General features: G+C 64.7%; 25 protein-coding genes and 1 riboswitch. Of the genes, 10 read left to right on the forward strand and 15 right to left on the reverse strand.

Features of this window, described 5'->3' with window-relative positions; translation table 11 throughout:
• Positions 1-30: 30 nt before the first annotated feature.
• From OGM61_10895 to OGM61_10935, 9 genes are all read right to left on the reverse strand, one after another.
• Positions 31-1,224, reverse strand: a complete 1,194-nt coding sequence (locus OGM61_10895; protein UYI84339.1) for a pyridoxal phosphate-dependent aminotransferase — start codon at positions 1,222-1,224, stop codon at positions 31-33.
• Positions 1,221-1,664, reverse strand: coding sequence for a type II 3-dehydroquinate dehydratase (aroQ, locus tag OGM61_10900; GenBank protein UYI84340.1), 444 nt, complete (start codon positions 1,662-1,664; stop codon positions 1,221-1,223). The genes OGM61_10895 and aroQ overlap by 4 nt, the downstream gene beginning before the upstream one ends.
• Positions 1,661-2,878: a shikimate kinase gene (locus tag OGM61_10905; GenBank protein ID UYI84341.1), complete on the reverse strand. Its 1,218-nt coding sequence runs from the start codon at positions 2,876-2,878 to the stop codon at positions 1,661-1,663. Before OGM61_10905 ends, aroQ begins: the two co-directional genes overlap by 4 nt.
• Positions 2,879-2,880: 2 nt before the next feature.
• On the reverse strand, positions 2,881-4,023 hold the full coding sequence (locus OGM61_10910) for a bifunctional chorismate mutase/prephenate dehydratase (protein ID UYI84342.1): 1,143 nt from the start codon (positions 4,021-4,023) through the stop codon (positions 2,881-2,883).
• Positions 4,024-4,034: 11 nt separating this feature from the next.
• Positions 4,035-5,315: a 3-phosphoshikimate 1-carboxyvinyltransferase gene (gene aroA, locus OGM61_10915; GenBank protein ID UYI84343.1), complete on the reverse strand. Its 1,281-nt coding sequence runs from the start codon at positions 5,313-5,315 to the stop codon at positions 4,035-4,037.
• Positions 5,312-6,373: a 3-dehydroquinate synthase gene (aroB, locus tag OGM61_10920; protein UYI84344.1), complete on the reverse strand. Its 1,062-nt coding sequence runs from the start codon at positions 6,371-6,373 to the stop codon at positions 5,312-5,314. The genes aroA and aroB overlap by 4 nt, the downstream gene beginning before the upstream one ends.
• Positions 6,370-7,203, reverse strand: coding sequence for a prephenate dehydrogenase (locus OGM61_10925; GenBank protein ID UYI84345.1), 834 nt, complete (start codon positions 7,201-7,203; stop codon positions 6,370-6,372). The genes aroB and OGM61_10925 overlap by 4 nt, the downstream gene beginning before the upstream one ends.
• Positions 7,200-8,204 (reverse strand): 3-deoxy-7-phosphoheptulonate synthase, encoded by a 1,005-nt coding sequence (gene aroF / locus OGM61_10930; GenBank protein ID UYI84346.1) that lies wholly within the window; start codon positions 8,202-8,204, stop codon positions 7,200-7,202. The genes OGM61_10925 and aroF overlap by 4 nt, the downstream gene beginning before the upstream one ends.
• A 402-nt stretch (positions 8,205-8,606) precedes the next feature.
• A complete protein-coding gene (locus tag OGM61_10935; protein ID UYI84347.1) occupies positions 8,607-11,372 on the reverse strand; it encodes an S-layer homology domain-containing protein in 2,766 nt (921 codons plus the stop codon).
• Positions 11,373-11,769: 397 nt separating this feature from the next.
• A riboswitch (TPP riboswitch) is annotated at positions 11,770-11,870 on the forward strand.
• 79 nt (positions 11,871-11,949) lie between these two features.
• Between OGM61_10935 and thiM the strand changes: the two genes are divergently transcribed.
• The 6 genes from thiM to OGM61_10965 all read left to right on the forward strand — a co-directional run bounded on the left by thiM (position 11,950) and on the right by OGM61_10965 (position 17,607).
• Complete coding sequence (gene thiM, locus OGM61_10940; GenBank protein ID UYI85593.1) at positions 11,950-12,771, forward strand: hydroxyethylthiazole kinase; 822 nt, start codon at positions 11,950-11,952, stop codon at positions 12,769-12,771.
• A complete protein-coding gene (thiE, locus tag OGM61_10945; GenBank protein UYI84348.1) occupies positions 12,758-13,399 on the forward strand; it encodes a thiamine phosphate synthase in 642 nt (213 codons plus the stop codon). The genes thiM and thiE overlap by 14 nt, the downstream gene beginning before the upstream one ends.
• 99 nt (positions 13,400-13,498) lie before the next feature.
• Complete coding sequence (thiD, locus tag OGM61_10950; protein UYI84349.1) at positions 13,499-14,302, forward strand: bifunctional hydroxymethylpyrimidine kinase/phosphomethylpyrimidine kinase; 804 nt, start codon at positions 13,499-13,501, stop codon at positions 14,300-14,302.
• A complete protein-coding gene (cytX, locus tag OGM61_10955; protein UYI85594.1) occupies positions 14,299-15,477 on the forward strand; it encodes a putative hydroxymethylpyrimidine transporter CytX in 1,179 nt (392 codons plus the stop codon). Before thiD ends, cytX begins: the two co-directional genes overlap by 4 nt.
• Before the next feature lie 398 nt (positions 15,478-15,875).
• Positions 15,876-16,799 carry a carbon-nitrogen hydrolase family protein gene (locus OGM61_10960; GenBank protein UYI84350.1) on the forward strand — a complete coding sequence of 308 codons (924 nt, stop codon included), beginning with the start codon at positions 15,876-15,878 and terminating at the stop codon, positions 16,797-16,799.
• Between the two features lie 13 nt (positions 16,800-16,812).
• Positions 16,813-17,607: a carbon-nitrogen hydrolase family protein gene (locus OGM61_10965; GenBank protein ID UYI84351.1), complete on the forward strand. Its 795-nt coding sequence runs from the start codon at positions 16,813-16,815 to the stop codon at positions 17,605-17,607.
• A 44-nt stretch (positions 17,608-17,651) separates the two neighbouring features.
• On the opposite strand, the gene OGM61_10970 is transcribed toward OGM61_10965, so the two are convergent.
• Positions 17,652-18,404: an EFR1 family ferrodoxin gene (locus OGM61_10970; protein ID UYI84352.1), complete on the reverse strand. Its 753-nt coding sequence runs from the start codon at positions 18,402-18,404 to the stop codon at positions 17,652-17,654.
• A 131-nt stretch (positions 18,405-18,535) separates the two neighbouring features.
• On the opposite strand from OGM61_10970, the gene OGM61_10975 reads away from it, so the two are divergent.
• Positions 18,536-19,453 (forward strand): cobalt transporter, encoded by a 918-nt coding sequence (locus OGM61_10975; GenBank protein UYI84353.1) that lies wholly within the window; start codon positions 18,536-18,538, stop codon positions 19,451-19,453.
• A gap of 38 nt (positions 19,454-19,491) precedes the next feature.
• Here the strand turns inward: OGM61_10975 and OGM61_10980 are convergent, their stop codons facing one another.
• The 3 genes from OGM61_10980 to OGM61_10990 form a co-directional block, all read right to left on the reverse strand.
• Positions 19,492-19,896, reverse strand: a complete 405-nt coding sequence (locus OGM61_10980) for a hypothetical protein (protein ID UYI84354.1) — start codon at positions 19,894-19,896, stop codon at positions 19,492-19,494.
• A gap of 284 nt (positions 19,897-20,180) precedes the next feature.
• Positions 20,181-20,723 carry a GNAT family N-acetyltransferase gene (locus OGM61_10985; GenBank protein ID UYI84355.1) on the reverse strand — a complete coding sequence of 181 codons (543 nt, stop codon included), beginning with the start codon at positions 20,721-20,723 and terminating at the stop codon, positions 20,181-20,183.
• Positions 20,720-21,601: a tRNA 2-thiocytidine biosynthesis protein TtcA gene (locus OGM61_10990; protein ID UYI84356.1), complete on the reverse strand. Its 882-nt coding sequence runs from the start codon at positions 21,599-21,601 to the stop codon at positions 20,720-20,722. Before OGM61_10990 ends, OGM61_10985 begins: the two co-directional genes overlap by 4 nt.
• 149 nt (positions 21,602-21,750) lie before the next feature.
• Between OGM61_10990 and OGM61_10995 the strand changes: the two genes are divergently transcribed.
• Positions 21,751-22,323: a cysteine hydrolase gene (locus OGM61_10995; protein UYI84357.1), complete on the forward strand. Its 573-nt coding sequence runs from the start codon at positions 21,751-21,753 to the stop codon at positions 22,321-22,323.
• Between the two features lie 59 nt (positions 22,324-22,382).
• On the opposite strand, the gene OGM61_11000 is transcribed toward OGM61_10995, so the two are convergent.
• Together OGM61_11000 and OGM61_11005 are read right to left on the reverse strand one after the other, a co-directional pair.
• Positions 22,383-22,937, reverse strand: a complete 555-nt coding sequence (locus OGM61_11000) for a hypothetical protein (protein ID UYI84358.1) — start codon at positions 22,935-22,937, stop codon at positions 22,383-22,385.
• A gap of 34 nt (positions 22,938-22,971) precedes the next feature.
• Complete coding sequence (locus tag OGM61_11005) at positions 22,972-23,412, reverse strand: MerR family transcriptional regulator (GenBank protein ID UYI84359.1); 441 nt, start codon at positions 23,410-23,412, stop codon at positions 22,972-22,974.
• Between the two features lie 60 nt (positions 23,413-23,472).
• Between OGM61_11005 and OGM61_11010 the strand changes: the two genes are divergently transcribed.
• The gene (locus OGM61_11010; GenBank protein ID UYI84360.1) at positions 23,473-23,742 is read left to right on the forward strand and encodes a hypothetical protein; all 270 of its coding nucleotides are present in this window, start codon (positions 23,473-23,475) and stop codon (positions 23,740-23,742) included.
• A gap of 24 nt (positions 23,743-23,766) precedes the next feature.
• Positions 23,767-24,741 (forward strand): alpha/beta hydrolase, encoded by a 975-nt coding sequence (locus OGM61_11015; protein ID UYI84361.1) that lies wholly within the window; start codon positions 23,767-23,769, stop codon positions 24,739-24,741.
• Positions 24,742-24,746 lie beyond the last annotated feature (5 nt).

Here is a 24,746-nt window from a genome sequence, read left to right on the forward strand (position 1 = left end):
GCTCGGGGACGCCGTTTTTGTCTGCGAAATTTATTTGGTCAGGCCGTAGCTCTCGGCCAGCTTCCGGAACGCCGGGAGCGAGCGCTCGAGCTGGCTGCGCGCCACGCAGTAGGCCAGGCGCGCATAGCCGGGGCAGCCGAAATCATCGCCCGGCACGAGCAGGATGTCATAGTCCATCGCGCGGCGGCAAAACGCCCGGGCGTCCGGCTCCGGCGACTTGAGGAAGAGATAAAACGCGCCGTCCGGCCGCGCGCACGCATAGCCCATGTCCGTGAGCGCGCCGTAGATCAGCTCGCGGTTGGCGGCATAGGCCGCGATGTCCGCCGTCTGGCCGAGGCACTCGGCCACGGCGAGCTGGAACAGCGACGACACGCACACATACCCCAGCGCGCGCCCCGCGCCGAGCACGGCCGCGTGCACGGCGGCGTAATCGTCTATGGCCGGGTGCAGGGCGAGAAAGCCCACGCGCTCGCCGGGCAGGGACAGCGTCTTGCTGTAGGAATAGCAGTAGATCGCGTTCGGATAGATCGCGGGCAGGAACGGCACCTCCACCCCGCCGTAGACCAGCTCGCGGTACGGCTCGTCGGCAATGATGTAGATCGGGTGGCCGTACCGGGCCTGTTTTTCGCGCAGGAACGCTGCTAGCGCCTCGAGCTCCGGGCGCGAGACGACGACACCGGAGGGGTTGTTCGGCGAGTTCAGGATGAGCAGCGCGGTCTTTTCCGTCACCGCGGCCGCGAGCGCATCGAGATCGAGCGCGAACGTGTCCGCCCGGCACGGCACAACGCGCACGCTGCCGCCCGCCGCCTCGGCATAGACGGCGTACTCCGGGAAGTACGGCGCGAACACGATGGCCTCATCCCCCGGACCCATGAGCGCGCGCGTGAGGATGGCCAGCGCGCTCGACGCGCCGTCGGTCATGTAAATGTCCTGCGCGCGGTACACCTCGCCGAAGGTGTCCGTCAGGTAAGCCGCGACCTTTTCGCGCACGGACGCCATGCCCGGCGCGGGCGCGTAGGCGTGCAGCTGCGTGGGCGGCACGGTGTGCAGCAGCCGCTCGACCGCCTCCTGCACGCAGTCCGGCGGGTCGATGCTCGGGTTGCCGATGGCGAAGTTATAGACGTTTTCCGGGCCGATCTCGGCCGCGCGGCGCTCGCCGTAGGCCGCGATCTCGCGGATGGAGCAGCCGCTCTCGCCCCAGGCGACCATTTGTTTCGAGATCATGCGTTTGCCTCCTCCAGATACTGTTTCAGGTACAAAATGGCCTGACGGTAGCCCTCGAAGCCGAGACCCATGTATGTTTTCACGCACGCCATGCCGGCATAGGAGATCTGGCGGAAAGGCTCCCGGGCGCTGACGTCCGACAGGTGCACCTCCACCGCCGGGAGGGCCACGGCCTTGAGCGCGTCGAGAATGGCGACACTCGTGTGCGTATAGGCAGCGGGGTTGATGACGATGCCGTCGGCCGTGCCGTAGGCCGCCTGAATGGCATCGACGATCGCGCCCTCGTGGTTGGACTGGAACAGGTCGACCTCTACGCCCGCATCGGCGGCGGATGCGCGGATGAAATCCTGCAGCGCGGCAAAGCTCCGGCTGCCGTAAATGGCCGGCTCACGCAGGCCGAGCAGGTTCAGGTTCGGGCCGTTGATGACGAGAAACTTCATGCCAGCACCTCCAGAATTTTGCGCACCGTCTCCTCCGGCGTGCCGTTGTTGTCAATGACCGCGTCGGCGAAGCGGGCGTACAGCGGCGCACGCTGCGCGTAGAGCGCGGCGAGGTCGCTGCGCTGGGAGATGGGGCGGCCGTCCTTCGGCAGCAGCGCGAGGTCGCGCTGAAGCCAGAAAATCGTGCCGTTCTGGTGCAGGAGCGGATAATTTTCCTCGCGGCAGATGCTGCCGCCGCCGGTTGCAAGCACCGCGCCCGAGCGCTTGCCGAGCTCGGCGAGTGCGGCCGTCTCCCGCGCGCGGAAGGCGTTCTCTCCACCGGCGGCAAAAATGTCCGGGATGGACATGCCCGCCGTCTCGACGACCTGCGCGTCGCTGTCGAGCACCGGGCGGTGCAGCCGCTCGGCAAGCAGCGCCGCGATGGTGCTCTTGCCGCTGCCGGGCATGCCGATGAGGACGATGTTTTCCATCTCCTGCCGCAGCAGGCGGTGGATGCGCAGGATCTCCGCGTCGTCGATCACCGTATCGGTAAACACCTCGCAGCTGCGCTTGGCCTGCGCCACGAGCATGTACAGTCCGCCCGCGCACGGGATGCCGAGGCTTTCCGCCTGCAGCAGCAGCGCCGTGCGCGCGGGGTTATAGACGATATCGAGCACGCCCGCGCACTGCGGGAACTGCCGCAGATCGACGGCGGCCCTGCCCGTGTTCGGATACATACCGACCGGCGTGGTGTTGACGATCACGCGCGCGTCGGCGTGGCGGTCGAGATTGTCGTAGTTATCCGGCCCGTGGCGGGAGATGACCGTCACGTGCGCGCCGAGCTGCTCGAGCACGGCCTGAATGGTCGCGGACGCGCCGCCGTTGCCGAGCACGAGCGCCTTTTGCCCCGCGACGTCGATGCCGCTGTGACGCACGAGGTACTCGAAGCCGAAGGCATCGGCATTATCGCCATAGAGCGTGCCGTCTGCCCGGCGGACGAGCACGTTCACGCTGCCGAGCTTTTGCGCGATCGGCGAGAGCTCGGCGCAGTACGGGATGACCGTCTTTTTATACGGGATGGTCACGTTGAGCGCGTCAAAATCGCCGCCGGTCAAAAACGCCGGCAGGTCCTCCGGCGCGACCTCATAGAGCCCGTAGGCATAGTCCGCGAGCTGCGCGTGGATGGCCGGCGAGTAGCTGTGGCCGAGCTTTTCGCCCAGAAGTCCGCACCGCATCATCACACCACCTCTCGGTAGCTGCCGAGGTAGGAGAATTCCTCACACAGGCCCGGCAACTCGCCCATGAGCTGCTGGAACTGCGGCGAATAGACCGACGTCTCGAGATCGAAGTAGAACATGAACTCAAAGTCGCGCTCCGGCAGCGGACGGCTCTCGAGCTTGTTGAGGTTGATGCCGAGCGCATAAAAGCGCGAGAGCACCTTGTACAGAGAGCCCGGCTTGTGCGGCAGCACCATCATGAGGCTCGTGCGGTCGGCGCCGGGATAGATCTCGAGATCCTTGGCGATGCAGATAAAGCGCGTGTAGTTGTTGCCCTGATCCTGCACGGAGGAGGCCAGGCTCTCGAGCCCGTAGAGTCCAACGCACGCGCGCGACGAGAGCGCCGCGACGTCCGTGCGGTCCGACTCGGCCACGCGCTTGGCAGCCACGGCAGTGTTCTCGCAGCGCACGACCGTCACGCCCGGCAGGCTCTGCAGGAAGCGGCCGCACTGGCTGATGGCCTGCTCGTGCGAGTAGATCTCCTTGATGTCCGAGAGCTTCGTGCCGGGCTTGGCCAGCAGGCAGTGGTCGATCTTCAGGCGCACGCTGCGCACGATGCGGAAGTTGTGCTGCATCATCAGGTCGTACACGGCGTTGACGGAGCCGGCCGTGCTGTTTTCCAGCGGGATGACGCCGTAGCGGCACAGGCCCTTTTCGATGGCGGCAAACACCGCCTCGAACGTGGCGCAGTAAAACACGTTCGGCATCGTGAACAGGCGGTCGCACGCGAGCTGGGAATACGCGCCCTCCACGCCCTGGCACGCGACGGCCGGGTGCTCCGGGAACAGTTGCGGTGTGCGCGCGATGGCCTGTTCGATCTCGGCAGTCAGCGGACTCGTGACACCGAGCAGCCGGTTCTGGCAGCTGCGGCTGAGCTCAAAGATGAGCGAGTAGAGCGACACGGCGTATTCGCGCAGGTCCTCCGGCGCGGCGTCCGCGATCTGCTGCAGCTTCGCGCGCTCGCGCCCGGCATCGAGCGCCGGGAGATTGTGCGCCTTCTTGTAGCCCGCGATCTGTGCCGCGACCTCCATGCGCTGGTAAAACAGAGCGAGCAGCTGACTGTCGATGCCGTCGATCTGCTGGCGATAATCACTAAGTTCCATGGTCAAGCTCCTTATTCAAGTTCTGTATTTTCCGCCGCGGGAACGGTTTTCAGCGCGGAAAGATCCGTCCAGAAGCGGGGGTAGGATTTGTCGGTACAGGCGCAGTCGCGCACCGTGACGGGCGCGGTGCAGCCGCTGGCGGCGGCCGCCGCCGCCATGGCGATGCGGTGGTCGTGCTGCGGGTCGACCGTGCCGCCGGTGAGCACCTTTCGGCCGGTGACGGTCAGGCCGCTGTCGTGCACCTCCACCTGCGCGCCGAGCGCGCGCAGCATGGCGGCCGTGCTCTCGAGCCGGTCGGACTCCTTGAGCCGCAGGCGGGCGGCGTTGACGACCTGCGTCTGGCCGTCCGCGAGCGCGGCGACGACGCTCAGCACCGGGATCAGATCCGGGATGGGCGCGGCGTCGATCGTGACGCCGCGCAGCGCGCAGCGCCTTACGGTGACGGCATCCTGCGTCTCGCGCACATCCGCGCCGAAGCGGCGCAGCACATCCAGCACCGCGCGGTCGCCCTGCGACGAGTCGGACGCAAGGCCCGTGACCGTGACGCCGGCGGGCGAGAGCGCGCCCATGCACAGGAAAAACGCGGCGTTCGACCAGTCGCCCTCCACATGGCACTGCGCCGGGAGGCGCGCCGTCTGGCCGCCGGAGATGGTGTACGTCCGCTCCCGCTTTTGCAGGCGGATGCCGGACAGGCGCAGCGCGTCCTCCGTCATAGCGATGTAGCCCGCGGACTCGAGCCGGCCCGTCACGGCGAGCGTGCTCTCCCCCGGCAGGCGCGGCAGCGCCATGAGCAGGCCGGAGATGTACTGCGAGGACACGTCGCCCGGCAGTTCGTAAGCACCAGGCCGCAGCCGGCCGCCGGCGTGCAGCAGCGCGCCGTCGCGCCGGATGGTCATGCCGTGCGCCGTGAGCACCGCGTCGAGGGGGGACAGCGGCCGCTTCGGCAGGCGCCCTTCCATGTGGAAGGTCACGTCCGCGCCGAGCGCGCCCACGACCGGCAGCAGAAAGCGCAGCGTCGAGCCGCTCTCGCCGCAGAAAAGATCTGCGTGCGCGGGCATTTCCCCGGCAATGGGGACGATGCGCAGCGTGCCCGCGCCATCGTCCGTGATGTCCGTGCCGAGGGCGGACAGGCAGCGCGCCGTGGCGGCGATGTCGGCCGAGACGCCGTCGCACCGCAGCGCCACGGGCTGCGCGCCGAGGGCGGCGCAGATGAGCAGGCGATGCGCCTGCGATTTCGAAGCCGGGATGCGCACGCTGCCCGTGCGCGGCCCGGGGGAAACGGTCTGATTCATGCAATGCCTCCGTCCGCGAGCCAGGCGGGGATATCCGCCGCCGGGATCGTCTCGATGCGGCAGCGGCCGATGCGCTCCGGCACGATGAGGTGCAGCTTGCCGTCGGCGATCTTTTTATCCGAGCGCGCGGCGTCCGTGAGCGCGTCACGGGTAAACGCCGTCTCCGTCGGCAGGCCGTACTGCCGCAGGAGCGCGAGGATCTGCGCGCAGGTATCGTCCGTGCAGATGCCGCGTTTGGCGGCCGCGCGCGCGATGATGGCCATGCCGATGGCCACGCCGCAGCCGTGCGGCACGGCGTAGTCGCTGCATTTTTCGACCGCGTGGCCGAACGAGTGGCCGAGGTTCAGCAGCTGGCGGCTGCCGCGGTCAAACTCATCGGCCGCGACGAGGTCACGCTTCATGCCGACACACGTTGCAATGACGTGCTCCACCTGTGCGCTGACCGGCTCTGCGCGCAGCGCGTCAAAAAACGGCTCGCTGCGCAGCACGGCGTATTTGATGACCTCGGCGCAGCCGTTGCGGTATTCCTCCGGCGGGAGGGTGCGCAGCGTGTCCGGGTCGCAGAGCACGAGGCTCGGCTGATAGAAGCAGCCGACCTGATTTTTGCCGCTTGCGAGGTTCACGGCCGTCTTGCCGCCGACGGAGGAGTCCACGGCGGCCAGCAGCGTCGTCGGCACCTGCACGAACGGGATGCCGCGCTGGTACGTCGCGGCGGCAAAGCCCGCGAGATCGCCGGTCACGCCGCCGCCGAGCGCGACGATGAGGTCGCTGCGGCTCAGGCGGTGCGCGGCCAGAAAGTCCAGCAGCGCCGCATAGGTGGCGAGCGTCTTGCAGTGCTCGCCGCCGGGATAGGTGAACGTCACGGCGCGAAAGCCCGCGCGCGTGAGCGACGCCGCGAGCCGCCCGGCATACAGGCCCGCCACGGTCTCGCCCGCGACGATGGCCGCCGTGCGGCCCGTGCCGAGCACGCGCGCGATCTGCGCGCCGGCGTCGTCGAGCAGGCCCGGCTGCACCAGCACGTCATAATCGCGCGAGGCAGTCACGTGGATGGTCGTCATCGGCCGTCTACCTCCTCCTTGCGCCGGCGGCCCTCATCGAGCAGGCGCGTGAGCGCGGGCAGGTCGTCGCGCGCCATCGCGTCGCGGTACTCGCCCAGGTGCGTCATGAACATGTCCAGCTCATGGAGCAGATTGTCCTTGTTTTCCAGAAAGAGCTCGGCCCACATCTCGGGGCTCAGCCACGCGACACGGGTCATGTCCTTGTAGCTGCCGGCGGAAAAGCCCTTGTGCTGCGACGCCGTGGGGCTCTTGATATATGCGTTCGAGACCACATGCGCCATCTGCGAGGTGAAGGCGATCATCTCGTCGTGCGCCTCCGCCGTCGTGAAGGAAAAGCGCGCAAAGCCCGCGGGCTGGAGCAGCTGCTTGACGTGGTCGAAGAGCAGCACATCGTCAAAGTCCGGCGGCACGATGACCATCGGCGCGCCGTGGTACATGGTCGCCTTCGCGTTCTTGAAGCCGGAATACTGCGTGCCGGCCATCGGGTGGCCGCCGAGGAACGTGACGCCGTGTTCCTTTGCGATCGGGAAGCACGCGGCGCAGATGGTGCGCTTCGTGCCGCCGCAGTCGAGCACGACGGGGTGCGCTCCGATGTGCGGGGCCATGCGGCGAAACCACTCGATGGTCGCCTCCGGGTAGAGCGCGATGAGCACAAGATCGCACGCGGCGATGTTGTCCTCCGTGAGCTCGGCGTCCACTGCGCCGCTCATTATGGCGAAATCGAGCACGCTGCGGCTGCGGTTCCAGGCGAGCACGGTCGCGCCCGCTTCCTGATATGCCTTGGCAAAAGAACCGCCGATCAGGCCCAGGCCAACGATGCCGACCGTCATTTCGCGATCACCTCACGGACGCTGCGCACCTTTTTGGCGAGGTCGTCGTAGACCTCCGGGCGCAGGGACTGCGCGCCGTCGCACAGAGCGTGCATGGGGTCGTTGTGCACCTCGATGATGAGGCCGTCCGCGCCGCAGGCCGTCGCGGCGAGCGCCATCGGCTCGACCAGGCGGGCGATGCCGGTCGCATGGCTCGGGTCAACAATGATGGGCAGGTGCGTCAGCTCCTTGAGCATGGGCACGGCCGCGAGGTCGAGCGTGTTGCGGGTGTAATCGTCGAACGTGCGGATGCCGCGCTCGCAGAGGATGACCTGCTCGTTGCCGCCGGCCATGATGTACTCGGCGCTCATGAGCAGCTCCTTGAGGGTGCTGGCAAGGCCGCGCTTGAGCAGGATGGGCTTGCGCAGCTTGCCAAGCTCACGCAGGAGGTCGAAGTTCTGCATGTTGCGCGCGCCGACCTGAATGATGTCCACATCCTCGAACAGGGGCAGGTGCTCCACGCCCATGATCTCCGTCACGATGGGCAGGCCGGTCTCCTGCCGCGCGATCTTGAGCAGCTCGAGGCCGGTGGCCTTCAGGCCCTGGAAATCGTAGGGCGAGGTGCGGGGCTTGAACGCGCCGCCGCGCAGGATGTTCGCGCCGGAGGCCTTGACGGCCTTCGCGACCGCGACGATCTGCTCCTCGGACTCGACGGAGCAGGGGCCGGCGATCATGACGAAGTTGCCGCCGCCGATCTTCACGCCATTCACGTCGATGACAGTGTCGTCCGGGTGGAACTTGCGGTTGCAGCACTTGAAGGGCTCGGTCACGCGCTTGACGCTGTCAACGATACCGAGGCTCGCGATCAGGTCCATGTCCACGCGGGTCGTGTCGCCGACGAGGCCGAGCACGGTCTGGTATTCGCCCTCGGAAATGTGGATGGTCAGGCCCTGACCCTTGAGCCAGTCGATGAGCTGCTCACGCTTTGCTGCTTCCACGCCATGTTTGAGTACGACGATCATGATGATTACCTCCGATGTATTTACCTGAATTTTTGTTTTTGTTTTTCAAAAGAAAAATGCGGCACAGGCTCAACCTGTGCCGCATGAAACATTCTCGGGATCCGAGCTATTTTTCGCATCACAAATCAGCCTTACTATATTGTCATAGTAAAGTAATAAGCGTATGCAAAAAAGTAGGTACGGTTCATGATATTTGCTCCGATTCTGATGAAAAATCCTGATGGTTCGAGTATAAAAACTTCGCGCGCAAATGTCAACCGCAAATTTTCACAAATTCCGCATTTTTTTGCGCCCCGGCGTGCAGCAGATGCCCAAGCGGCAGGCGCAAAAAGTGCGCGGGGGCGGCATATGCCGCCCCCGCCGGGAAATTGCTGTGCTGTGAGAGAAATATCAAAAAGAGGATCAGGCGTTGACCACGTGCTCGGCGTAGCTTCTGAGGATCTTGGCGACCTGCGCGCGAGAAGCGCTGCCCTGCGGGTCGAGGATCGTCCGTCCGCCGTACACCGTGCCGTTGATAAGGCCGGCTGCATTGGCCCACGAGAGCGCATCCTGCGCCCAGCCGGACACGCTGCCGGCGTCCGGGAACGCCGAGAGATCGGCGCGCGCGCCCACGTCATAGCCGCGGCTGTGTGCGTAGTTGAAGAGGATCACGGCCGTCTGCTCGCGCGTGACGTTGCTGTTGGGAGCAAAGCAGCCGCCGCCGATGCCGGAGACCACGCCGTTTTCCGCCGCCCAGGTGACGGCGTCCGTGTACCATGTGCCGCCCGGCACATCGGAAAACGTGTTGACGCCCTTCGGCGCGGGCGCGCCCGCGAGCCGCCACAGCACGGTCACGAGCATGGCGCGGGACATGACCGCGTTCGGGGCAAACGTCGTGGGAGACGTGCCGTCGAAGAGGCCGTTGTTGTAGGCATAGGCCGCCGCGCCGTAGTACCAGCTGCCGGCGGGCACATCCGTGAACGGGAAGCGCGCGATGGCCGTCACGCCGGAGACAACATCAAAGGTATAGGTCTGCTGCTGCGCATCCCACGCACCGCCGACGGCCGAGATGGCGCCGTCCTCGGCAAGGCTCCACGCGGTGAGCGCATCCGCTGCACGCACCGGAATGCTGGCGCGCACGCTGCCGGCGGGGTAGCTTTCCGCCGCGCCGTCAACGATGACGGAGGCATTGGCAAGCGTCGCCGTAGCGGCCTGCGTGCCGAGGGCACGCTGCTGCGCAGCGTTGAGCGACGCTCCCGTGAGCGAGACGGCCACGTCCTTGTGCAGGTCAAGCGCCGCGAGCGCGTCGCTATCCAGCGTAACGGTGCCGGCTGCGAGCTGCACCTGCAGGGCCGCAACACCCGCGCTGCGCGCATTGGCGATCGAGCGGCCGGCCAGGATGACCGTGTCGGCCACGGGATCTGTGGCGTTGACCGTCACGGTCGCGCCGGACTGCGCATTGGTGGCCGCACGGAGCTGGCGGCTGGTGAGGAACACCGTCGCGGTGCTGCCCTGTACGTACGCCTGCGTAACGGCGGCGCTGCTGCCGGTGACCGGCAGGAGACGCACCTGCGCACTGCTGCCCTCGAGCAGGATGGTCTTGTCATTGTCGTCGGGGCAGTTGTTGTCCACGCTCATGGAGACGACGATCTTCACGAGCAGGTCGTTGAGCTGGCTCTTGAGATAGCGGGTGAACAGGCCCTGGAACTTCGTGAAGAGCACGCTGCCGCGGCCGAACGCATCTCTGGCAACGATGTTGAGCACCTGATCGAGCAGCGCGCCGCTCTTGAGCTGGTCGACGCCGGACTGCACCCAAGCGGGATAATTGCCGTCGTCCTCACCGGCGAGGTTGCACTGATAGATCCAGTTGGCAAAGTCGAGCAGGTCCTTGCCGTCCGCGATCGGGACGGCGGCCACGTCGTCAATGATTTGGTCGATGTTCGCCACGATCTTCGTGACCGGCCAGGTGTCATTCGGCAGATACTTGCCGAAGAAGGACTTGACGAAGTCGCCCGCGACCGTCTTGAGCATATCGGTCGAGAAGCCGAATTCCCGGGCATACTCGGTCAGGTCATCGATCACATGCGCAGTACCCGTGGCGGGATCTGTGTAATGGATGGGGCCGGTATGCGTCTTGGTGCTCACGCTCATGTAGGTGCTCGTCTCACCGCCGACGGTACTGCGGCGCAGATCGACAAAGCGGACCGGGCACGGATACGTCAGCGCAGAGCCGGTCTCGATGTCATAGAAGGTGTTGCCGGCCTTCGTGGTCATGGCAGCGATGTCGACCGCGTGCATATGACCGGTGAAGACGACGCTCATGCCGGCATCGGCATACTCCTGCGCGATGCGCTCATAGCCGTTGACGAGGTACATGGGCAGGATGGTGGGCTCGACATCGAAGTGCGGCACCAGACCGTGGTGCTCCAGACCGATGACAAGGTCGCCGCGTGCCTTGGCGGCGGCAGTCTGCTCGATGACCCATTTTTCCAGATCGGCGCTGATAGCGCCGCTCGTCTCATGCTCATCCGTGCCGTTGGAGGTGTTCTCCTTGCTGTAGCGGCAGGTGTCCATGGCGATAATGGTCAGCCCCTCGACCGGTCGCGCAACATAGGACAGGCCGCCGGCCTCATTGCCCGCGGCCGGGGTGAAGGTCGCGATGACGGTCGGATCGGAGTAGACAAAATCGTAGATACGCTTGAAGTCCTCCGGGTGCGTGCGCGTGGCAGGCACGGCCTTACCGTCGGGGGTGTTGAAGTTCTTGGCATTGTAATTGCGGATGTCATGGTTGCCGTTGATGACATAGATCTTCAGCCCCGGAATATCCTGCTGCAGCTGCTGCAGCTGCTTTGCCAGCGCCGCGTGGCACTCCTGCTCGCCGTCCTTGGTCAGGTCGCCGGACACGAGAAGGATGTCGGGCTTGTCCGCGCGGACTTGCTCAAACTTTTCGTACAGGATTGCGGAGCTCTCCTTGAGCAGCTTGCGGTCGCTGTTGAGTGCATGCTCAAAGTCCGCCGTGTCTGCAATCATATCCGGCGAGAGATAATGCAGGTCGGACATGACGGCGATCCTCAGGTTCATGTCCTGCGGCTTGTCCGCCGCAAGAGCCGGAACCGTCAGTGTGAAGACAAGGACTACCGCCAGCAGCAGCGACAGCAGTCTGCTTCCATTGTGCATTCTGGTTTTCATTTCTTCCTCCTGTTTTTTAGATTCCTACAACATTGCACGGCCCCCTGCCGCACAACTGTATTCCTTCCTCACCGTGTAAAATCTGCAGCCGCCCTTGTGTAAAAGCAGTTATAACACGGCATTTTAACTGTATCATGCCGGAGGCCCGATTGCAACCAAAATACAGCAGCAAATGCGAAAAAGCGCGGGCGGCAGCAGGCGGGACCCGATGCGTTTGGAATGGTTCATCTCTTCCTCCTGTAACATTCAAGATTTTGGCTCTTACAAGCTCACGTTTCTGTTTTACACAGCGCGTGTAAAGTCTAAAACCGCAGCCATGTAAAGTTCCCGTGCCGCAAAGCGGTGAAGATTTTACATTCCTGCCTTGACAAGCCGGCGGTTTCGTCCTATCATGAAGTGAACAAACACGGGGAGCCGCTCGGCTGAGAGTAAGCATCCGCTTAGACCCGCATACCTGATTTGGACAATGCCAACGTAGGGATTCATACTGCCGGACCGCAACAGCAGCACTCTTTACGGGCGCCGCTGTTTTTTTCGTGCAGATCACCCGGGAAAGGAGTCATGATTTATGCAACAAGTGCTCAAGACCATGCTGGAAAACGTGCGCGCGAAAACGCCGCTCGTGCACAACATCACCAATTACGTCACCGTCAACGACGTGGCAAACGTTCTGCTGGCGGCCGGCGGCTCGCCGATCATGTCCGACGATGCCGACGATGTCGAGGACATCACGAGCATCTGCGGCGGGCTGAACATCAACATCGGCACGCTCAACAAAAACACCATCCCGTCGATGTTCCTCGCCGGGAAGAAGGCAAACGAGCTGGGCCACATCGTCCTGCTCGACCCCGTGGGCGCGGGCGCGAGCCGTCTGCGCACCGACACGGCCAACCGTCTCATGCAGGAGGTGCGCTTTGACGCCGTGCGCGGCAACATCTCCGAGATCAAGACCCTCTGCACCGGCAGCGGCAGCACCAAGGGCGTGGACGCTGACGCGGTCGACGCCGTGACGGAGGCGAATCTCGACGACGGCGTGCAGCTCGTCAAGACCTTCGCGCAGCGGGCCGGCTGCATCGTCGCCGTGACCGGCGCGATCGACCTCGTGAGCGACGGCGAGCGCTGCTGGTGCATCCGCAATGGCCGCGCGGAGATGAGCCGCATCACCGGCACGGGCTGCCAGCTCTCGGCGCTGATGACGGCGTTTCTGGTCGCCAATCCCGACCACAAGCTCGACGCCGCGGCGGCCGCCGTGTGCATGATGGGGCTCGCAGGCGAGATCGGCTGGGCCAACATGCAGCCCGGCGACGGCAACAGCACCTACCGCAACCGCATCATCGACGCGATTTTCAACATGACCGGCGACGCGCTGGAGAAGGGAGCCAAATATGAACTGCGATAACGCATCTCTGCTGCTCTACGCCGTGACCGACCGCTCGTGGCTGCACGGCCAGACGCTCTATGAACAGGCTGAGCAGGCGCTGCAGGGCGGCGCAACGTTTTTGCAGCTGCGCGAGAAGGAACTCGACGAGGCGCATTTTCAAGAGGAGGCCATCGCGCTCAAGGCGCTGTGCAAACAGTACGGCGTGCCGTTCGTGCTCGATGACAACGTGGCGCTCGCCGTGGCCACGGACGCCGACGGCGTGCACGTCGGCCAGAGCGACATGGCGGCCGGCAAGGTGCGCGAGCTCATCGGCCCGGACAAGATCCTCGGCGTGTCGGCCCAGACGGTGGAAGAAGCGCTGCTGGCCGAGCGCGAGGGCGCGGACTATCTCGGCGTGGGTGCCGTGTTCCCGACCGGGACGAAGGCCGACGCCAACGCCGTGAGCTATGATACCCTGCGCGAGATCTGTGCGGCCGTGTCCATCCCGGTCATCGCCATCGGCGGCATCACGAAGGACAATGTCGCCCGGCTCTCCGGCAGCGGCATTGTCGGCGTCGCCGTCGTGAGTGCGATCTTCGCGCAGCCGGACATTCCCGCCGCCACGCGCGCGCTCAAAGCCGCCGTGCGCACGGCGCTGGACCTGTAACTCCCTGCGCGCGGGCGCAGACAAACATACAAACAGCGGCAGATTGGGGGCACCACTTTCCGTCGCTCAATAAAATTGATGCTGAAAAGGAGACAGAATATGAAAACAGCATTAACGATCGCCGGAAGCGATTCCAGCGGAGGCGCCGGTATTCAGGCCGATCTGAAAGCCATGACCATGAATGGCGTATTTGCCATGAGTGCGATCACGGCGCTGACCGCCCAGAACACAACCGGCGTACAGGGTATTTTTGAAGTAAGCCCGGCATTTCTCGGCCAGCAGATCGACAGCGTCTTTACCGACATCCGGCCTGACGCGGTGAAGATCGGCATGGTCGCGTCCTCCGGCCTCATCGAGGTCATCGCCGAGCGGCTGCAGCACTACGCGGCGCAAAACATCGTCGTCGACCCCGTGATGGTCGCCACGAGCGGCGCGCGGCTCATCTCCGAGGACGCCATCGCCACGCTCGAGGCGCGGCTGCTGCCGCTTGCCACCGTGCTCACGCCCAATATCCCGGAGGCGGAGGTGCTCTCTGGCCTGACCATCGCCTCCCCCGACGACATGATCGCCGCCGGAAAAGCCATCAGCGAGCGCTACGGCTGCGCCGTCCTGTGCAAGGGCGGACACCGGCTCAACGACGCCAACGACCTCCTGTACCGCGGCGGCGGCTACGAGTGGTTCAACGGCAAGCGCATCGACAACCCCAACACCCACGGCACCGGCTGCACGCTCTCGAGCGCCATCGCGGCCAACCTTGCCAAGGGCTTTGATCTCGACACGGCCGTCCGCCGCGCGAAGGACTATCTCTCCGGCGCGCTGGCCGCCATGCTCGACCTCGGCGCGGGCTCCGGCCCGATGGACCATGCGTTCGACCTGAAGCCGGAATACCGGCAGGAGGCCTGAGCGTGAAAAAGACTTCCAGCTTCCAGAACAGCCTCATCTGGTTTGGCGCGGCCGTGTCCATCGCGGAGATCCTCACGGGCACGTACTTTGCGCCCCTCGGCTTCACGAAGGGCCTGCTCGCCATCCTCGTCGGCCATGTCATCGGCTGCGCGATGTTCTTCTTCGCGGGCCTCATCGGCGGCCGCACCGGCCGCAGCGCCATGGGCACGGTCGAGCTGAGCTTCGGCCGCATCGGCTGCCTGTTTTTCGCCGCGCTCAACGTGCTGCAGCTCGTCGGCTGGACGGCCATCATGATCTATGACGGCGCACTGGCCACGAACACCGTGCTCGGCATCGGCAAGTGGGTGTGGTGTCTCGTCATCGGCGGGCTCATCGTGGTGTGGATCGCCGTCGGCATCAAGAACCTCAGCTGGATCAACAAGATCGCCATGGCGGCGCTGTTCATCCTCTCGATCGTGTTGTGCGTGGTGGTGTTCCGCGGCGGCACGCCCGTCACCGCGCCGGACGATAGCCTGAGCTTCGGCGCAGCGGTCGAGCTGGCCGTGGCCATGCCGCTGTCGTGGCTGCCGCTCATCTCCGACTACACGCGCGAGGCCGAAAAGCCCTTCGCCGCCACGCTCTCGAGCACGCTCACCTACGGCGTCGTGAGCTGCTGGATGTACGTCATCGGCATGGGCGCCGCCATCTTCACCGGCGAGGGCGACATTGCGCTCATCATGGTCAAGGCCGGCCTCGGCGTGGCCGCGCTGCTCATCCTCATCCTCTCGACCGTCACGACGACGTTCCTCGATGCATACAGCGCCGGCATCTCCGCCGAGTCCCTGTCGAAGAAGATCAACGGCAAGTACGCCGCGCTCATCGTGACCGTCATCGGCACGGTCTGCGCCATCTGCTTCCCGATGGACGACATCACGAACTTCCTGTACCTGATTGGCTCGGTGTTCGCGCCGATGATCGCCATCCAGATCACGGACTTCTTCCTGCTCCGACGCGGCGGCGTGAGCGGCAGGCTCGATGTGTGCAACGCCGTCGTCTGGGTGCTGGGCTTCGTGCTCTACCGCGTGCTCATGACCGTGGACATCCCGGTCGGCAACACCCTGCCCGACATGGCCGGCACGATGCTCCTGTGCCTGATCGCGCACAAGATCGTCCCGGATAAGACCAGGGCTGCCTGAAGCCTTTTGCGAAAATTGCCAAGCCGAAAACGCCCGCACACCGTGCGGGCGTTTTTGCGTGTCAAACAGAGTTTTGACACGCTCAAACGAGACCCACTGCGTTGGGCTCTCGTTTGAAAAGATCGCGGCTCGCTGCAGCGCACGCGCCGTGCGCGCACGTTTGCGAGCCGAGCGGTATTTTCTCCGCCGCGCATGTCGCCGGAGAAAATGATCAGACTTTCTTTCGCCGCTGCGGCGGCGAAACTCTACGAGGTCTTTGAAAAGCTGCCGAAAACGCCCGCACGATGTGCGGGCGTTTTTGCGTACAGGCGCAAACGCTGCGAGACTTTTTGCGTCTTGAATTCCCAGCAAAGCCGTGTTATTTTAAGGGCAGAAAACACTTTCAGGGAGGCAGGCATATGAAAGATCTCAAACCGACGTGCCGCATCGCCGTGGTGCAGGCGGCGCCGGTGCTGTTTGACAAGACCGCGTGCACGGACAAGGCCGTGCGCCTGATCGCGGAGTGCGCGCAGCATGGCGCAGAGCTCATCGTGTTCCCGGAGCTGTTCATCCCCGGCTACCCGTACGGCATGACGTTCGGCTTCACGGTCGGCGCGCGCAATGAAGACGGCCGCAAGGACTGGCAGCTGTACTGCGGCAACTCCATTGTCGTACCCGGGCCGGAGACGGAGCGCCTCGCCGCGGCGGCAAAGGCCGCGGGCGCGTATGTGAGCATCGGCGTGTCGGAGCGCGACGGCGTGACGGGCACGCTCTATAACTCCAATCTCATCTTCTGCCCGGACGGCACGCTCGCCCCCGTGCACCGCAAGCTCAAGCCCACCGGGGCAGAGCGCGTGGTCTGGGGCGACGCCGACCGCGGGTATTTCCCGGTCGTGGACACGCCGTGGGGCCCGATGGGCAGCCTCATCTGCTGGGAGAGCTATATGCCGCTGGCGCGCACGGCGCTGTATGAAAAGGGCGTGACGCTCTACATCTCGCCGAACACGAACGACAACCCCGAGTGGCAGGCCACCGTGCAGCACATCGCGCTCGAGGGCCGGTGCTATTTCATCAACTGCGACATGGTCTTTCACCGCGCGGACTACCCCACCGGGCTGCACTGCCCGGATGAGATCGCGCGCCTGAACGACATTCCCTGCCGCGGCGGCAGCTGCATCGTCGACCCCTACGGGCACTATGTCGTGCAGCCGGTGTGGGACAGCGAGGACATTCTCTACGCCGATCTCGATATGCAGCGCGTGCCCGCGAGCCGCATGGAGCTCGACGTGTGCGGCCACTACGCGCGGCCGGACGTGCTGCGCCTGACCGTGCAGGACGCATAAAAGGAGCGCGCGTATGAAGCTTGCCATGGCGCAGATGTCCATGACCGGGAGCATGGACGAAAACCTGAAAAGATCCCTCGCCTTCTGCGACGCCGCCGCGGGCAGCGACCTGCTGTTTTTCCCCGAGGTGCAGCTCACGCCATTCTTCCCGCAGTATGCGGGCCGGAACGTGGACGCCTATGTCGTCCCGGCGGGCAGCCCGACGGTGCGGGCCTTCGCGGACAAGGCGCGCGCGCATGGGTTCTACCTCTCGCCGAATATGTACCTCGAGCAGGACGGCCGGCGCTATGACGCCTCCCTCTGGCTGACGCCGGAGGGGAACTGCGCGGGCGTGGCCAAGATGGTGCACATCATGCAGGCGGCGCAGTTTTACGAGCGCGACTACTACACGCCGTCCGAGGAGGGCTTTCTCGTGTTCGGCACGCCGTGGGGCCGCGTCGGCATCGTGATCTGCTTTGACCGGCACCTGCCGGAGAGCATCCGCACGTGCGCGCTCAAGGGGGCGGATCTCGTCATCATCCCGACGGCGAACACGAAGACCGAGCCCATGGAGCTCTTCGAGTGGGAGATCCGCGTGCAGGCGATGCAGAACCAGATCTTCGTCGCCATGTGCAACCGCGTGGGGCGCGAGGACGGGATGGACTTCGCCGGCGAGTCGCTCATCGTGCACCCGAGCGGCGACGTGATCTATAAGGCCGACGACCGCGAGCAGCTCATCGTGCAGGAGCTCGACCTCGCCGAGGCGCGGCTCTGGCGCGAGCAAAAGCGCCCGTACCTCAGGCAGCGGCGGCCGGAGTGCTATCTGTAAAAAGAACGATCCCTGCGTCGGAAGTCCGGCGCAGGGATCGTTTCTTATTTATATTCCGGGCACTGGTAGCGGGGCTTGCCCTGACTCTTATGCCCGTACTCGATGGCGGACACCGGGCAGCCGCAGATGCAGGCCATGCAGTGCGTGCACGCGCCATTCCAGTGCGGGCGGCGCTCAACGATGTCGATGCCGTTGACCGGGCAGCTCAGCGCGCACTTGCCGCAGCCGATGCACGCATCCGAGACCGTGAACGGCCCGGACTTGACAAACCACCGATAAAAGATCGTGTTCACCGGCCCGGTCTTGAACCGGTCGAGCAGGCCGACCCTCGGCGCCGGGAACGGCTCGCCGCGCTGCACGCAGGCGATGCCCCCGTCGATGGACGGCTGCGCCGCCGCGATGATCTGCGCCGACTCCTCCGCGCCGGGCACGTAAAACATGGCGACGTAATTTTCCGGCATGACGACCTGCAGCACGCCCTGGTAATCGAGCCCGATATCCGCGCACAGCGCCGCGATGCGGCTGCCGGCGTTGCCGATCTCGCTGCCGCAGGTCATGACAAAATACGCCTTCCGGCTGCCGGTAAAACGGCCGCGGCGGAGAAAGTCCGCAAAAATGTGCGGGATCTGCCAGCCGTACGTCGGTGAGACGAACACCCACGGCCGGTCAGAATGCAGGTCGGCGGGCGTGTCGTTTTTGATGTATTCATTCGCGGTGATGAGATCATCGCCGAGGGCGGCGGCGAAGCGCTGGGCAACATAGCGGCTGTTGCCGGTGCCGGTGTAATAGACGATCATGGTGCTTCCCCCAAAGTATGATTTTTGCCCAGTATAGCACACCCGCGCCCCGATTTCCAGCCGGACGTTGTGTCCGCGCGCCCGGTGTGCTACAATGGGGAAAACACCGCGACTTATGGGAGGGACCGCATTTGTATTGGTATACCATCGGGCAGACGCTCACGCAGCAGGAGCACGCGCCCGCGCCGGAGCAGCCCGCCGTCGTGCTGCTGACATCCGAAGAGCTGTCGCACCAGCCGGCGCTGCCCGGTCTGGAGCGGACGCTGCACCACACACCGCCGGCGCGCGACGCACGCGTGTGCAAGGCCGAGGTGCGCTCGGACTGTCTGGCAGGCACGCTCGTGCTGCCGCGCCAGGGCAAGGACGGCAAGCCGCTCGCCTGCGGCTATCTCGTCACGGGCACGCGCGTCGTGCTCGTGGACGACGAGAGCGCGCTGCAGGGGCTGCTGCGCCGCATCGCCCGGGAAAAGCGCTGGACCGACGGCAGCGTCGGCCGGTTTCTCTACGACTTTTTTGAGCAGCTCATCGCCCGCGACCTGCACCAGCTCGAAAAGATCGAGGACCGCATCGAGGCGCTCGAGGATCAGGTGCTGGCGCACGAGCTGGACGATTTCTCCGCGCCGATGACCGCGCTGCGCAAGGAGACCATGGCGTGGTTTCGCTATTACTCCCAGCTCGACGACGTGGCGTGCGAGCTGCACGAGAACGAAAACGGCTTTTTCACCGACAGCGAGCAGCTGCTGTTTCGCATGTTCGAGGACCGGGTCATCCGCCTGCGCGAGGAGTCGCAGCTGCTGCGCGAATCGTGCGCACAGCTGCAGAGCCTGTTTCAGGCCGAGATCGACACGCGGCAAAACCGCATCATGCAGATCCTGACGATCGTGACGACGATCTTCCTGCCGCTGACGCTGCTCGTCGGGTGGTACGGCATGAACTTTGTCGGCATGCCGGAGCTGACGTGGAAGTACGGCTACCCCGTCGTCATCATCGTGAGCATCGTGACCGTGGGCATCAGCCTGTGGGTGTGCAAGAAGAAAAAGTTCTGGTGACGAAAACGCCGGCTGAGGAAACCCTCAGCCGGTGCTTTTTATTTCCCCGCGCGCTCGGCAAAGTGCTCCGGGTTCTCGATCGACGTCAGCCGCAGCGGGAACGCCTGCTGCCCGAGGTCTGCGTAGGTGATGATCCACTCGCCGGAGTCGATCATCATCGCCATCGACAGCAGGTCGGAACAGTCGGCCGTGCCCTGCGCGCCCACCGGGAGCGCGCCGACGTTCACACCGTCTGCGTCGCCGAAATCGAGCACTTTCACTTCCAGCGTTTTCGCGTCCTTGTCGCGCGAGAGCACCTCCACGCGCAGGTAGGCATAGCCCCCGTCGAGCGGGAGGTCGCTCATGTCCGGGGCGGGCGTGGCCTCCGCCGCGCCGCCGGCGGCGCAGCCCGTGCACAGCAGCACGAGCGCGAGCAAAAGGGGTAGGATACGGATAGACTTCATGCGTTTTCTCCTTTCAAACCGTCGCGGTAGAGCTCTCCGGGAGCGACGATGTGACCATTACGGACGGCACGCTCGACATTTCAAAATGCTACGAGGGCATCGAGGGTCAGACCATCGACATTTCCGGCGGCACGATCGACATCGTCTCCAGCGGCGACGGGCTCAACGCCGCAGGCGGCGCAGACCAGAGCGGCTTCGGCGGCAGAGGGCCGGACAGCAGCGGCGGCAACATGGGCACGCCCCTGCCCCTTCCGTGCAGGGGCGTGCTGACTTTCTGTTTTCTGTTATACCATCGCTGCGGGCGTTTGCCCATATACGCGCGTGTGCACGAGCGTCTCGATCGCGCGCAGCTCGGCGGGCGTGCGCGCGCCGCCGGTCGTGAGCAGGTGCAGCGGGATTGGGCTGCCGCCCGGCGTGAGCGCCGGCTGGAAGTAAGGGTAATCCGCGTTGACCGTAAAGCCGTGCCGCTCGTAAAACCCGATGCGCCGCGCGGCCAGCTCCGTCTCTGGCAGCTCCGCCTCCAGGCAGGCGGGCTTATCAAAGCGCGCGAGCAGCGCGTCGAGCATCTGCCCGCCGATGCCGCCATTGCGGCAGGCGGGATCTACGGCAAAGTGCTCGAAAAAGGCAAAGCCGCCAAAGTCCCACGACGCCATCAGCGCCTGCACGCCGCCGGACGGCGCGCGCAGAATGTCGATCTGATAGGCGCTGTCCGCAAGCAGCGCGCGCTGCCCCGCCTTATCCCGCCGCTCCCCGGCCGGGAAGCTCCGGGCCAGCAAACGGAAAACCGCGTCAAAGTCCTCCGGGCGCATACGCTCGATGGGCATCATTCCGCGTCCTCCTTTTCCATCTCGGCCATCTCGCCGCGCTCGCGGTAGCAGTCGGCAAACGTGTGCTCCACACCGCCGGATTTGTAGCCGACCATGGTGTCAAGGCAGACGGAGTGAATGCTGTGGAAAATGCTCTTTTCAATGTCGGGATTCGTGCGCCGCAGCTCGCGCAGCAGCAGCTTGACCTCCTGCCGCTTGGAGCTGCTGCCGTCGCTGCCGTGCGCAGCCGCGCGCTCGGTAAAGCGGCAGGCGCACTGGATGAACTCCAGACCGTTATAGCGCTGCCAGGCGATGATGTCGTCCTCGTGGATGCAGTACATGGGGCGGATGAGCTCCATGCCCGGGAAATTGCGGCTGCGCAGCTTCGGCGGCATGGCCTGCAGCTGCGAGCCGTAGAACATGCCCATGACGGTCGTCTCGACCACGTCGCTGAAGTGGTGGCCAAGGGCGATCTTGTTGCAGCCGAGCTCGCGCGCCTTGCTGTAGAGATAGCCGCGGCGCATGCGCGCGCAGAGGTAGCACGGCGACTGCTCGATGCCGCTCGTGACATCGAAAATGTTTGTCTCAAAGATCGTGACCGGGATGTGCAGCAGCGCCGCGTTGCTCTCGATCTTCTGCCGGTTGACGGCGTTGTAGCCGGGGTCCATGACGAGATCAATGACCTCGAACGGCACGTCGCTGTGCCGCTGCAGCAGCTGCAGAAGCTTGGCCATGAGCATGGAGTCTTTGCCGCCGGAGATGCACACCGCGATCCGGTCGCCGGGGGCGATGAGTTCGTACTGCTTGATGGCGGTGATGAACGGCGTCCAGAGCACCTTGTGGAATTTTTTCTGGATGCTGCGCTCGATCAGCTGATAGGGTTCGAGTTGTCTGCTCATGTTGATCGCTCCCGCTTGTAAAGAGTGCCCCTCCCTTTTGGGGCTACCCGGTAGGATACCACATCGGGGCGCGGATGGCAAGCCGCGCTTGCCAAATCCGGCACGCAGCGCTATCATAGAGGCATCTACTTTGTCAGGAGGCAAGCGCCATGCCCAAACAGGCACTCATCATGATCGACATGCAACGGGGCTTTCTCGACAGCGCGTCCCCGCTGTGCATCCCGGCGGCGGAGGAGACCGTGCCCGCGTGCGCGGCGCTCATCGGCCGCTGCCACGAAGCGGGCGTTCCCGTCATCTACGCCGTGCGCCACTACCGGGCCGACGGCACGGACGTGGAAAAGCCGCGCGCGGCCGCGTGGGCTTCCGGCGGCAAGCCGCTCTCGGAGGACTGCGCCGCGCACCTGTCGGATGCGTTTCCGGACGCATTCACCGTCCTGCCGCAGGACTATGTGCTCGTAAAGCCCCGGTTCTCAGCGTTTTTCCACACAGGGCTCGACCTCATCTTGCGCCGGCTCGGCGTGCAGACCGTCCTGCTCGCGGGCACAACCACGCCCAACTGCATCCGCACAACGTGCTATGACGCCATCTCGCTCGACTATGACGCCGTCGTGCTCTCGGACTGCACATCGTCCGTCACCGATGCCGTGCAGGCAGGCAACCTCGCCGATATGCAGCGCGTGGGCGCCGTCGTCTGTGCAAGCACGGAGCTGACGCTCGCATAACCTCAGATAAACCAGCGGCCCCGGGTGCAGATCGCACCCGGGGTCGTTTTCGCAATTCGTCAGGGCGCAGTCGAGATGCGTGTGATGTTCAGGCCGCACTCGCCGACCTCCACACTGCCGTCCTTGAGCGAGATATACGGCGAAAAGTCCACCGTCTCGCCGCCCGACGTGATCGAGACCGTCACGTCCGGGAAAATGTCGCTGACGTTGCAGCCGATGACGAAGGCATCGCCGTTCGTCTGCTCATAAAAGAGCGTTTTGGAGTCGGTGACCATATCGTTTTTGTACAGGCGCACGGTCGCGTTCGGGTCGCGCGGGATGATGAGATAAAAGTCCCCGTCCGAGATGTGGTGCACCGGCAGCTCCCGGCCGCCGAAATACGTCTGCTGGAAGAAATCCAGATCCGTCGGCGCCTGATAGCCGAGGTAGGCCGCGGCATAGAGCTGGCCGTCCGTATACGGCAGGGTGCTCAGCGGGTCTGGCGTCGGCGTCGGCGTGGCCGCCGCCTCCTGCGCGGGGGTGGGCGTCGCGTCCGGGGTCTGCGCCGCAGTGCCGCAGCCGGCCAGCAGCAGCGCGCAGAACAGAAGGGTCGAGAGGATCGTTCGCTGTTTCATAGGTCGCCATCCTTTCTGAATCAAAATGGTATGATTACGTTTCGTGCGCGTGGTCATAAATTGGCTGGATATCCGGCGGCAGATGATCCGGCAGCATGGCGTGCACGCGGTCCTCACTGCCGTCGCGCATGGCCTGCTCATAGTACCAGCATTTGAAGCGGATCATGTCGAGCGATTTTTGCAGGCGCGCGATCTCCGCCTCCACCCGCTCGGCCTGCTGCACAAAGAGCGCGTGCCGCTGCGGGTACGTCTCGCTCCCCTGCGCACACCATTCCATAAACTGCTTGATCTCCTTAATTTCCAGCCCCGAGCGCTTGAGGCACTCGATCACGCGCAGCGCCTCGAGCTCCTGCTCGCCGAAGCGGCGGATGCCCGACGTGCGCGTGAGCGCCGGGAACAGCCCCTCCTTATCATAATACCGCAGCGTGGAGACCGGCAGATCAAACTGCTCCGACACCTGTCCGATCGTATACATGGGATCACCTCGAAAAAAATTCGCGAAAAAATGCTTGACCTGAAGTCAGCTTCAGGTTGTATGCTTAGGATATCAGATCACAGCGGCCGTGTCAACGCCCTTTTCCCGTCGGACTACGCATTCCGCGACATTTACCTGCTCGCCTCGGCGACCGAGGACGAGCCGGATACGGACGAGCGCGCCATCCACGGGCTCGAAGGCTGGATCGCGTGCTACGAAAAGTGCCGCCTCGCCGGGACGGTGTTCGCCGGCGGCGTGACCGAGCCGGGCGCGATCGCCGGCCACCCCGCACTTGAGCCCGCCCGCGCCATGGGCGCAGCCATCGCATAAAACCGATACAGGAGGTATATAACCATGAACAGCACCCTGACCCTCACCCGGGAATGGGACAAGACGTTCCCGCAAAACGCCGCCGTTGACCACTGCAAGGTCACGTTTCACAACCGCTTCGGCATCGAGCTCGCGGCCGATCTTTACAAGCCGAAAAACGCCGCCGGAAAGCGCGCCGCCGTGGCCGTGAGCGGCCCGTTCGGCGCGGTGAAGGAGCAGAGCTCCGGCCTGTACGCGCAGGAGCTCGCCGCGCGCGGATTTCTGGCCGTCGCCTTTGACCCGTCGTACACCGGCGAGAGCGGCGGCACGCCGCGCTATGTCGCCTCGCCCGACATCAACACCGAGGACTTTTCCGCCGCGGTCGACTTCCTGTCCGTGCGCGATGATGTCGACCCGGAGCGCATCGGCATCCTCGGCATCTGCGGCTGGGGCGGCATGGCGCTCAACGCCGCCGCCATCGACACGCGCATCAAGGCCACCGTCACGTCCACGATGTACGACATGACCCGTGTGACCGCCAACGGCTACTTTGACGCCGACGACAATCCGGACGCCCGTTATGCCCTGCGTCAGGCACTCAATGCGCAGCGCACCGCCGACTACAAGGCCGGCACGTATCAGCGCGCGGGCGGCGTGGTCGACCCCGTGCCGGACGACGCGCCGTTTTTCGTCAAGGACTACCACGACTACTACAAGACCCCGCGCGGCTACCACCCGCGCTCGCTCAACTCCACCGACGGCTGGAACGTCACGTCCCCGCTGCCGCTGCTCAACGCGAAGCTGCTCGCCTACGCCGATGAGATCCGCAGCGCCGTGCTCGTCATCCACGGCGACAAGGCGCACTCGTGCTACTTCAGCCGCGACGCCTTTGCCCGGCTGCAGGGCGGCAACAAGGAGCTGCTGCTCATCCCCGGCGCTGTGCACACCGATCTCTACGACCGAATGGACATCATCCCGTTCGACCGCATCGAAGCATTTTACCGTCAGTATCTGAAATAAGGAGG

The organism is Clostridiales bacterium, from assembly GCA_025757645.1.
GTDB lineage: Bacteria > Bacillota > Clostridia > Oscillospirales > Oscillospiraceae > CAG-103.

Bases quoted from the DNA above. Each gene is read 5' to 3' on its own strand.
- OGM61_10960 (UYI84350.1), top strand. From the start codon at position 15,876: ATGAAAGATCTCAAACCGACGTGCCGCATCGCCGTGGTGCAGGCGGCG.
- aroA (UYI84343.1), bottom strand. From the start codon at position 5,315: ATGAATCAGACCGTTTCCCCCGGGCCGCGCACGGGCAGCGTGCGCATC.
- OGM61_10905 (UYI84341.1), bottom strand. From the start codon at position 2,878: ATGCGGTGCGGACTTCTGGGCGAAAAGCTCGGCCACAGCTACTCGCCG.
- OGM61_10925 (UYI84345.1), bottom strand. From the start codon at position 7,203: ATGACGGTCGGCATCGTTGGCCTGGGCCTGATCGGCGGTTCTTTTGCC.
- thiD (UYI84349.1), top strand. From the start codon at position 13,499: ATGAAAACAGCATTAACGATCGCCGGAAGCGATTCCAGCGGAGGCGCC.
- OGM61_11010 (UYI84360.1), top strand. From the start codon at position 23,473: ATGCTTAGGATATCAGATCACAGCGGCCGTGTCAACGCCCTTTTCCCG.
- OGM61_10985 (UYI84355.1), bottom strand. From the start codon at position 20,723: ATGATGCCCATCGAGCGTATGCGCCCGGAGGACTTTGACGCGGTTTTC.
- OGM61_10935 (UYI84347.1), bottom strand. From the start codon at position 11,372: ATGAAAACCAGAATGCACAATGGAAGCAGACTGCTGTCGCTGCTGCTG.
- OGM61_10995 (UYI84357.1), top strand. From the start codon at position 21,751: ATGCCCAAACAGGCACTCATCATGATCGACATGCAACGGGGCTTTCTC.
- aroB (UYI84344.1), bottom strand. From the start codon at position 6,373: ATGACGACCATCCACGTGACTGCCTCGCGCGATTATGACGTGCTGGTG.
- OGM61_11005 (UYI84359.1), bottom strand. From the start codon at position 23,412: ATGTATACGATCGGACAGGTGTCGGAGCAGTTTGATCTGCCGGTCTCC.
- aroQ (UYI84340.1), bottom strand. From the start codon at position 1,664: ATGAAGTTTCTCGTCATCAACGGCCCGAACCTGAACCTGCTCGGCCTG.
- OGM61_11000 (UYI84358.1), bottom strand. From the start codon at position 22,937: ATGAAACAGCGAACGATCCTCTCGACCCTTCTGTTCTGCGCGCTGCTG.
- thiE (UYI84348.1), top strand. From the start codon at position 12,758: ATGAACTGCGATAACGCATCTCTGCTGCTCTACGCCGTGACCGACCGC.
- OGM61_10980 (UYI84354.1), bottom strand. From the start codon at position 19,896: ATGAAGTCTATCCGTATCCTACCCCTTTTGCTCGCGCTCGTGCTGCTG.
- OGM61_11015 (UYI84361.1), top strand. From the start codon at position 23,767: ATGAACAGCACCCTGACCCTCACCCGGGAATGGGACAAGACGTTCCCG.
- OGM61_10965 (UYI84351.1), top strand. From the start codon at position 16,813: ATGAAGCTTGCCATGGCGCAGATGTCCATGACCGGGAGCATGGACGAA.
- OGM61_10990 (UYI84356.1), bottom strand. From the start codon at position 21,601: ATGAGCAGACAACTCGAACCCTATCAGCTGATCGAGCGCAGCATCCAG.
- OGM61_10895 (UYI84339.1), bottom strand. From the start codon at position 1,224: ATGATCTCGAAACAAATGGTCGCCTGGGGCGAGAGCGGCTGCTCCATC.
- OGM61_10910 (UYI84342.1), bottom strand. From the start codon at position 4,023: ATGGAACTTAGTGATTATCGCCAGCAGATCGACGGCATCGACAGTCAG.
- aroF (UYI84346.1), bottom strand. From the start codon at position 8,204: ATGATCGTCGTACTCAAACATGGCGTGGAAGCAGCAAAGCGTGAGCAG.
- OGM61_10970 (UYI84352.1), bottom strand. From the start codon at position 18,404: ATGATCGTCTATTACACCGGCACCGGCAACAGCCGCTATGTTGCCCAG.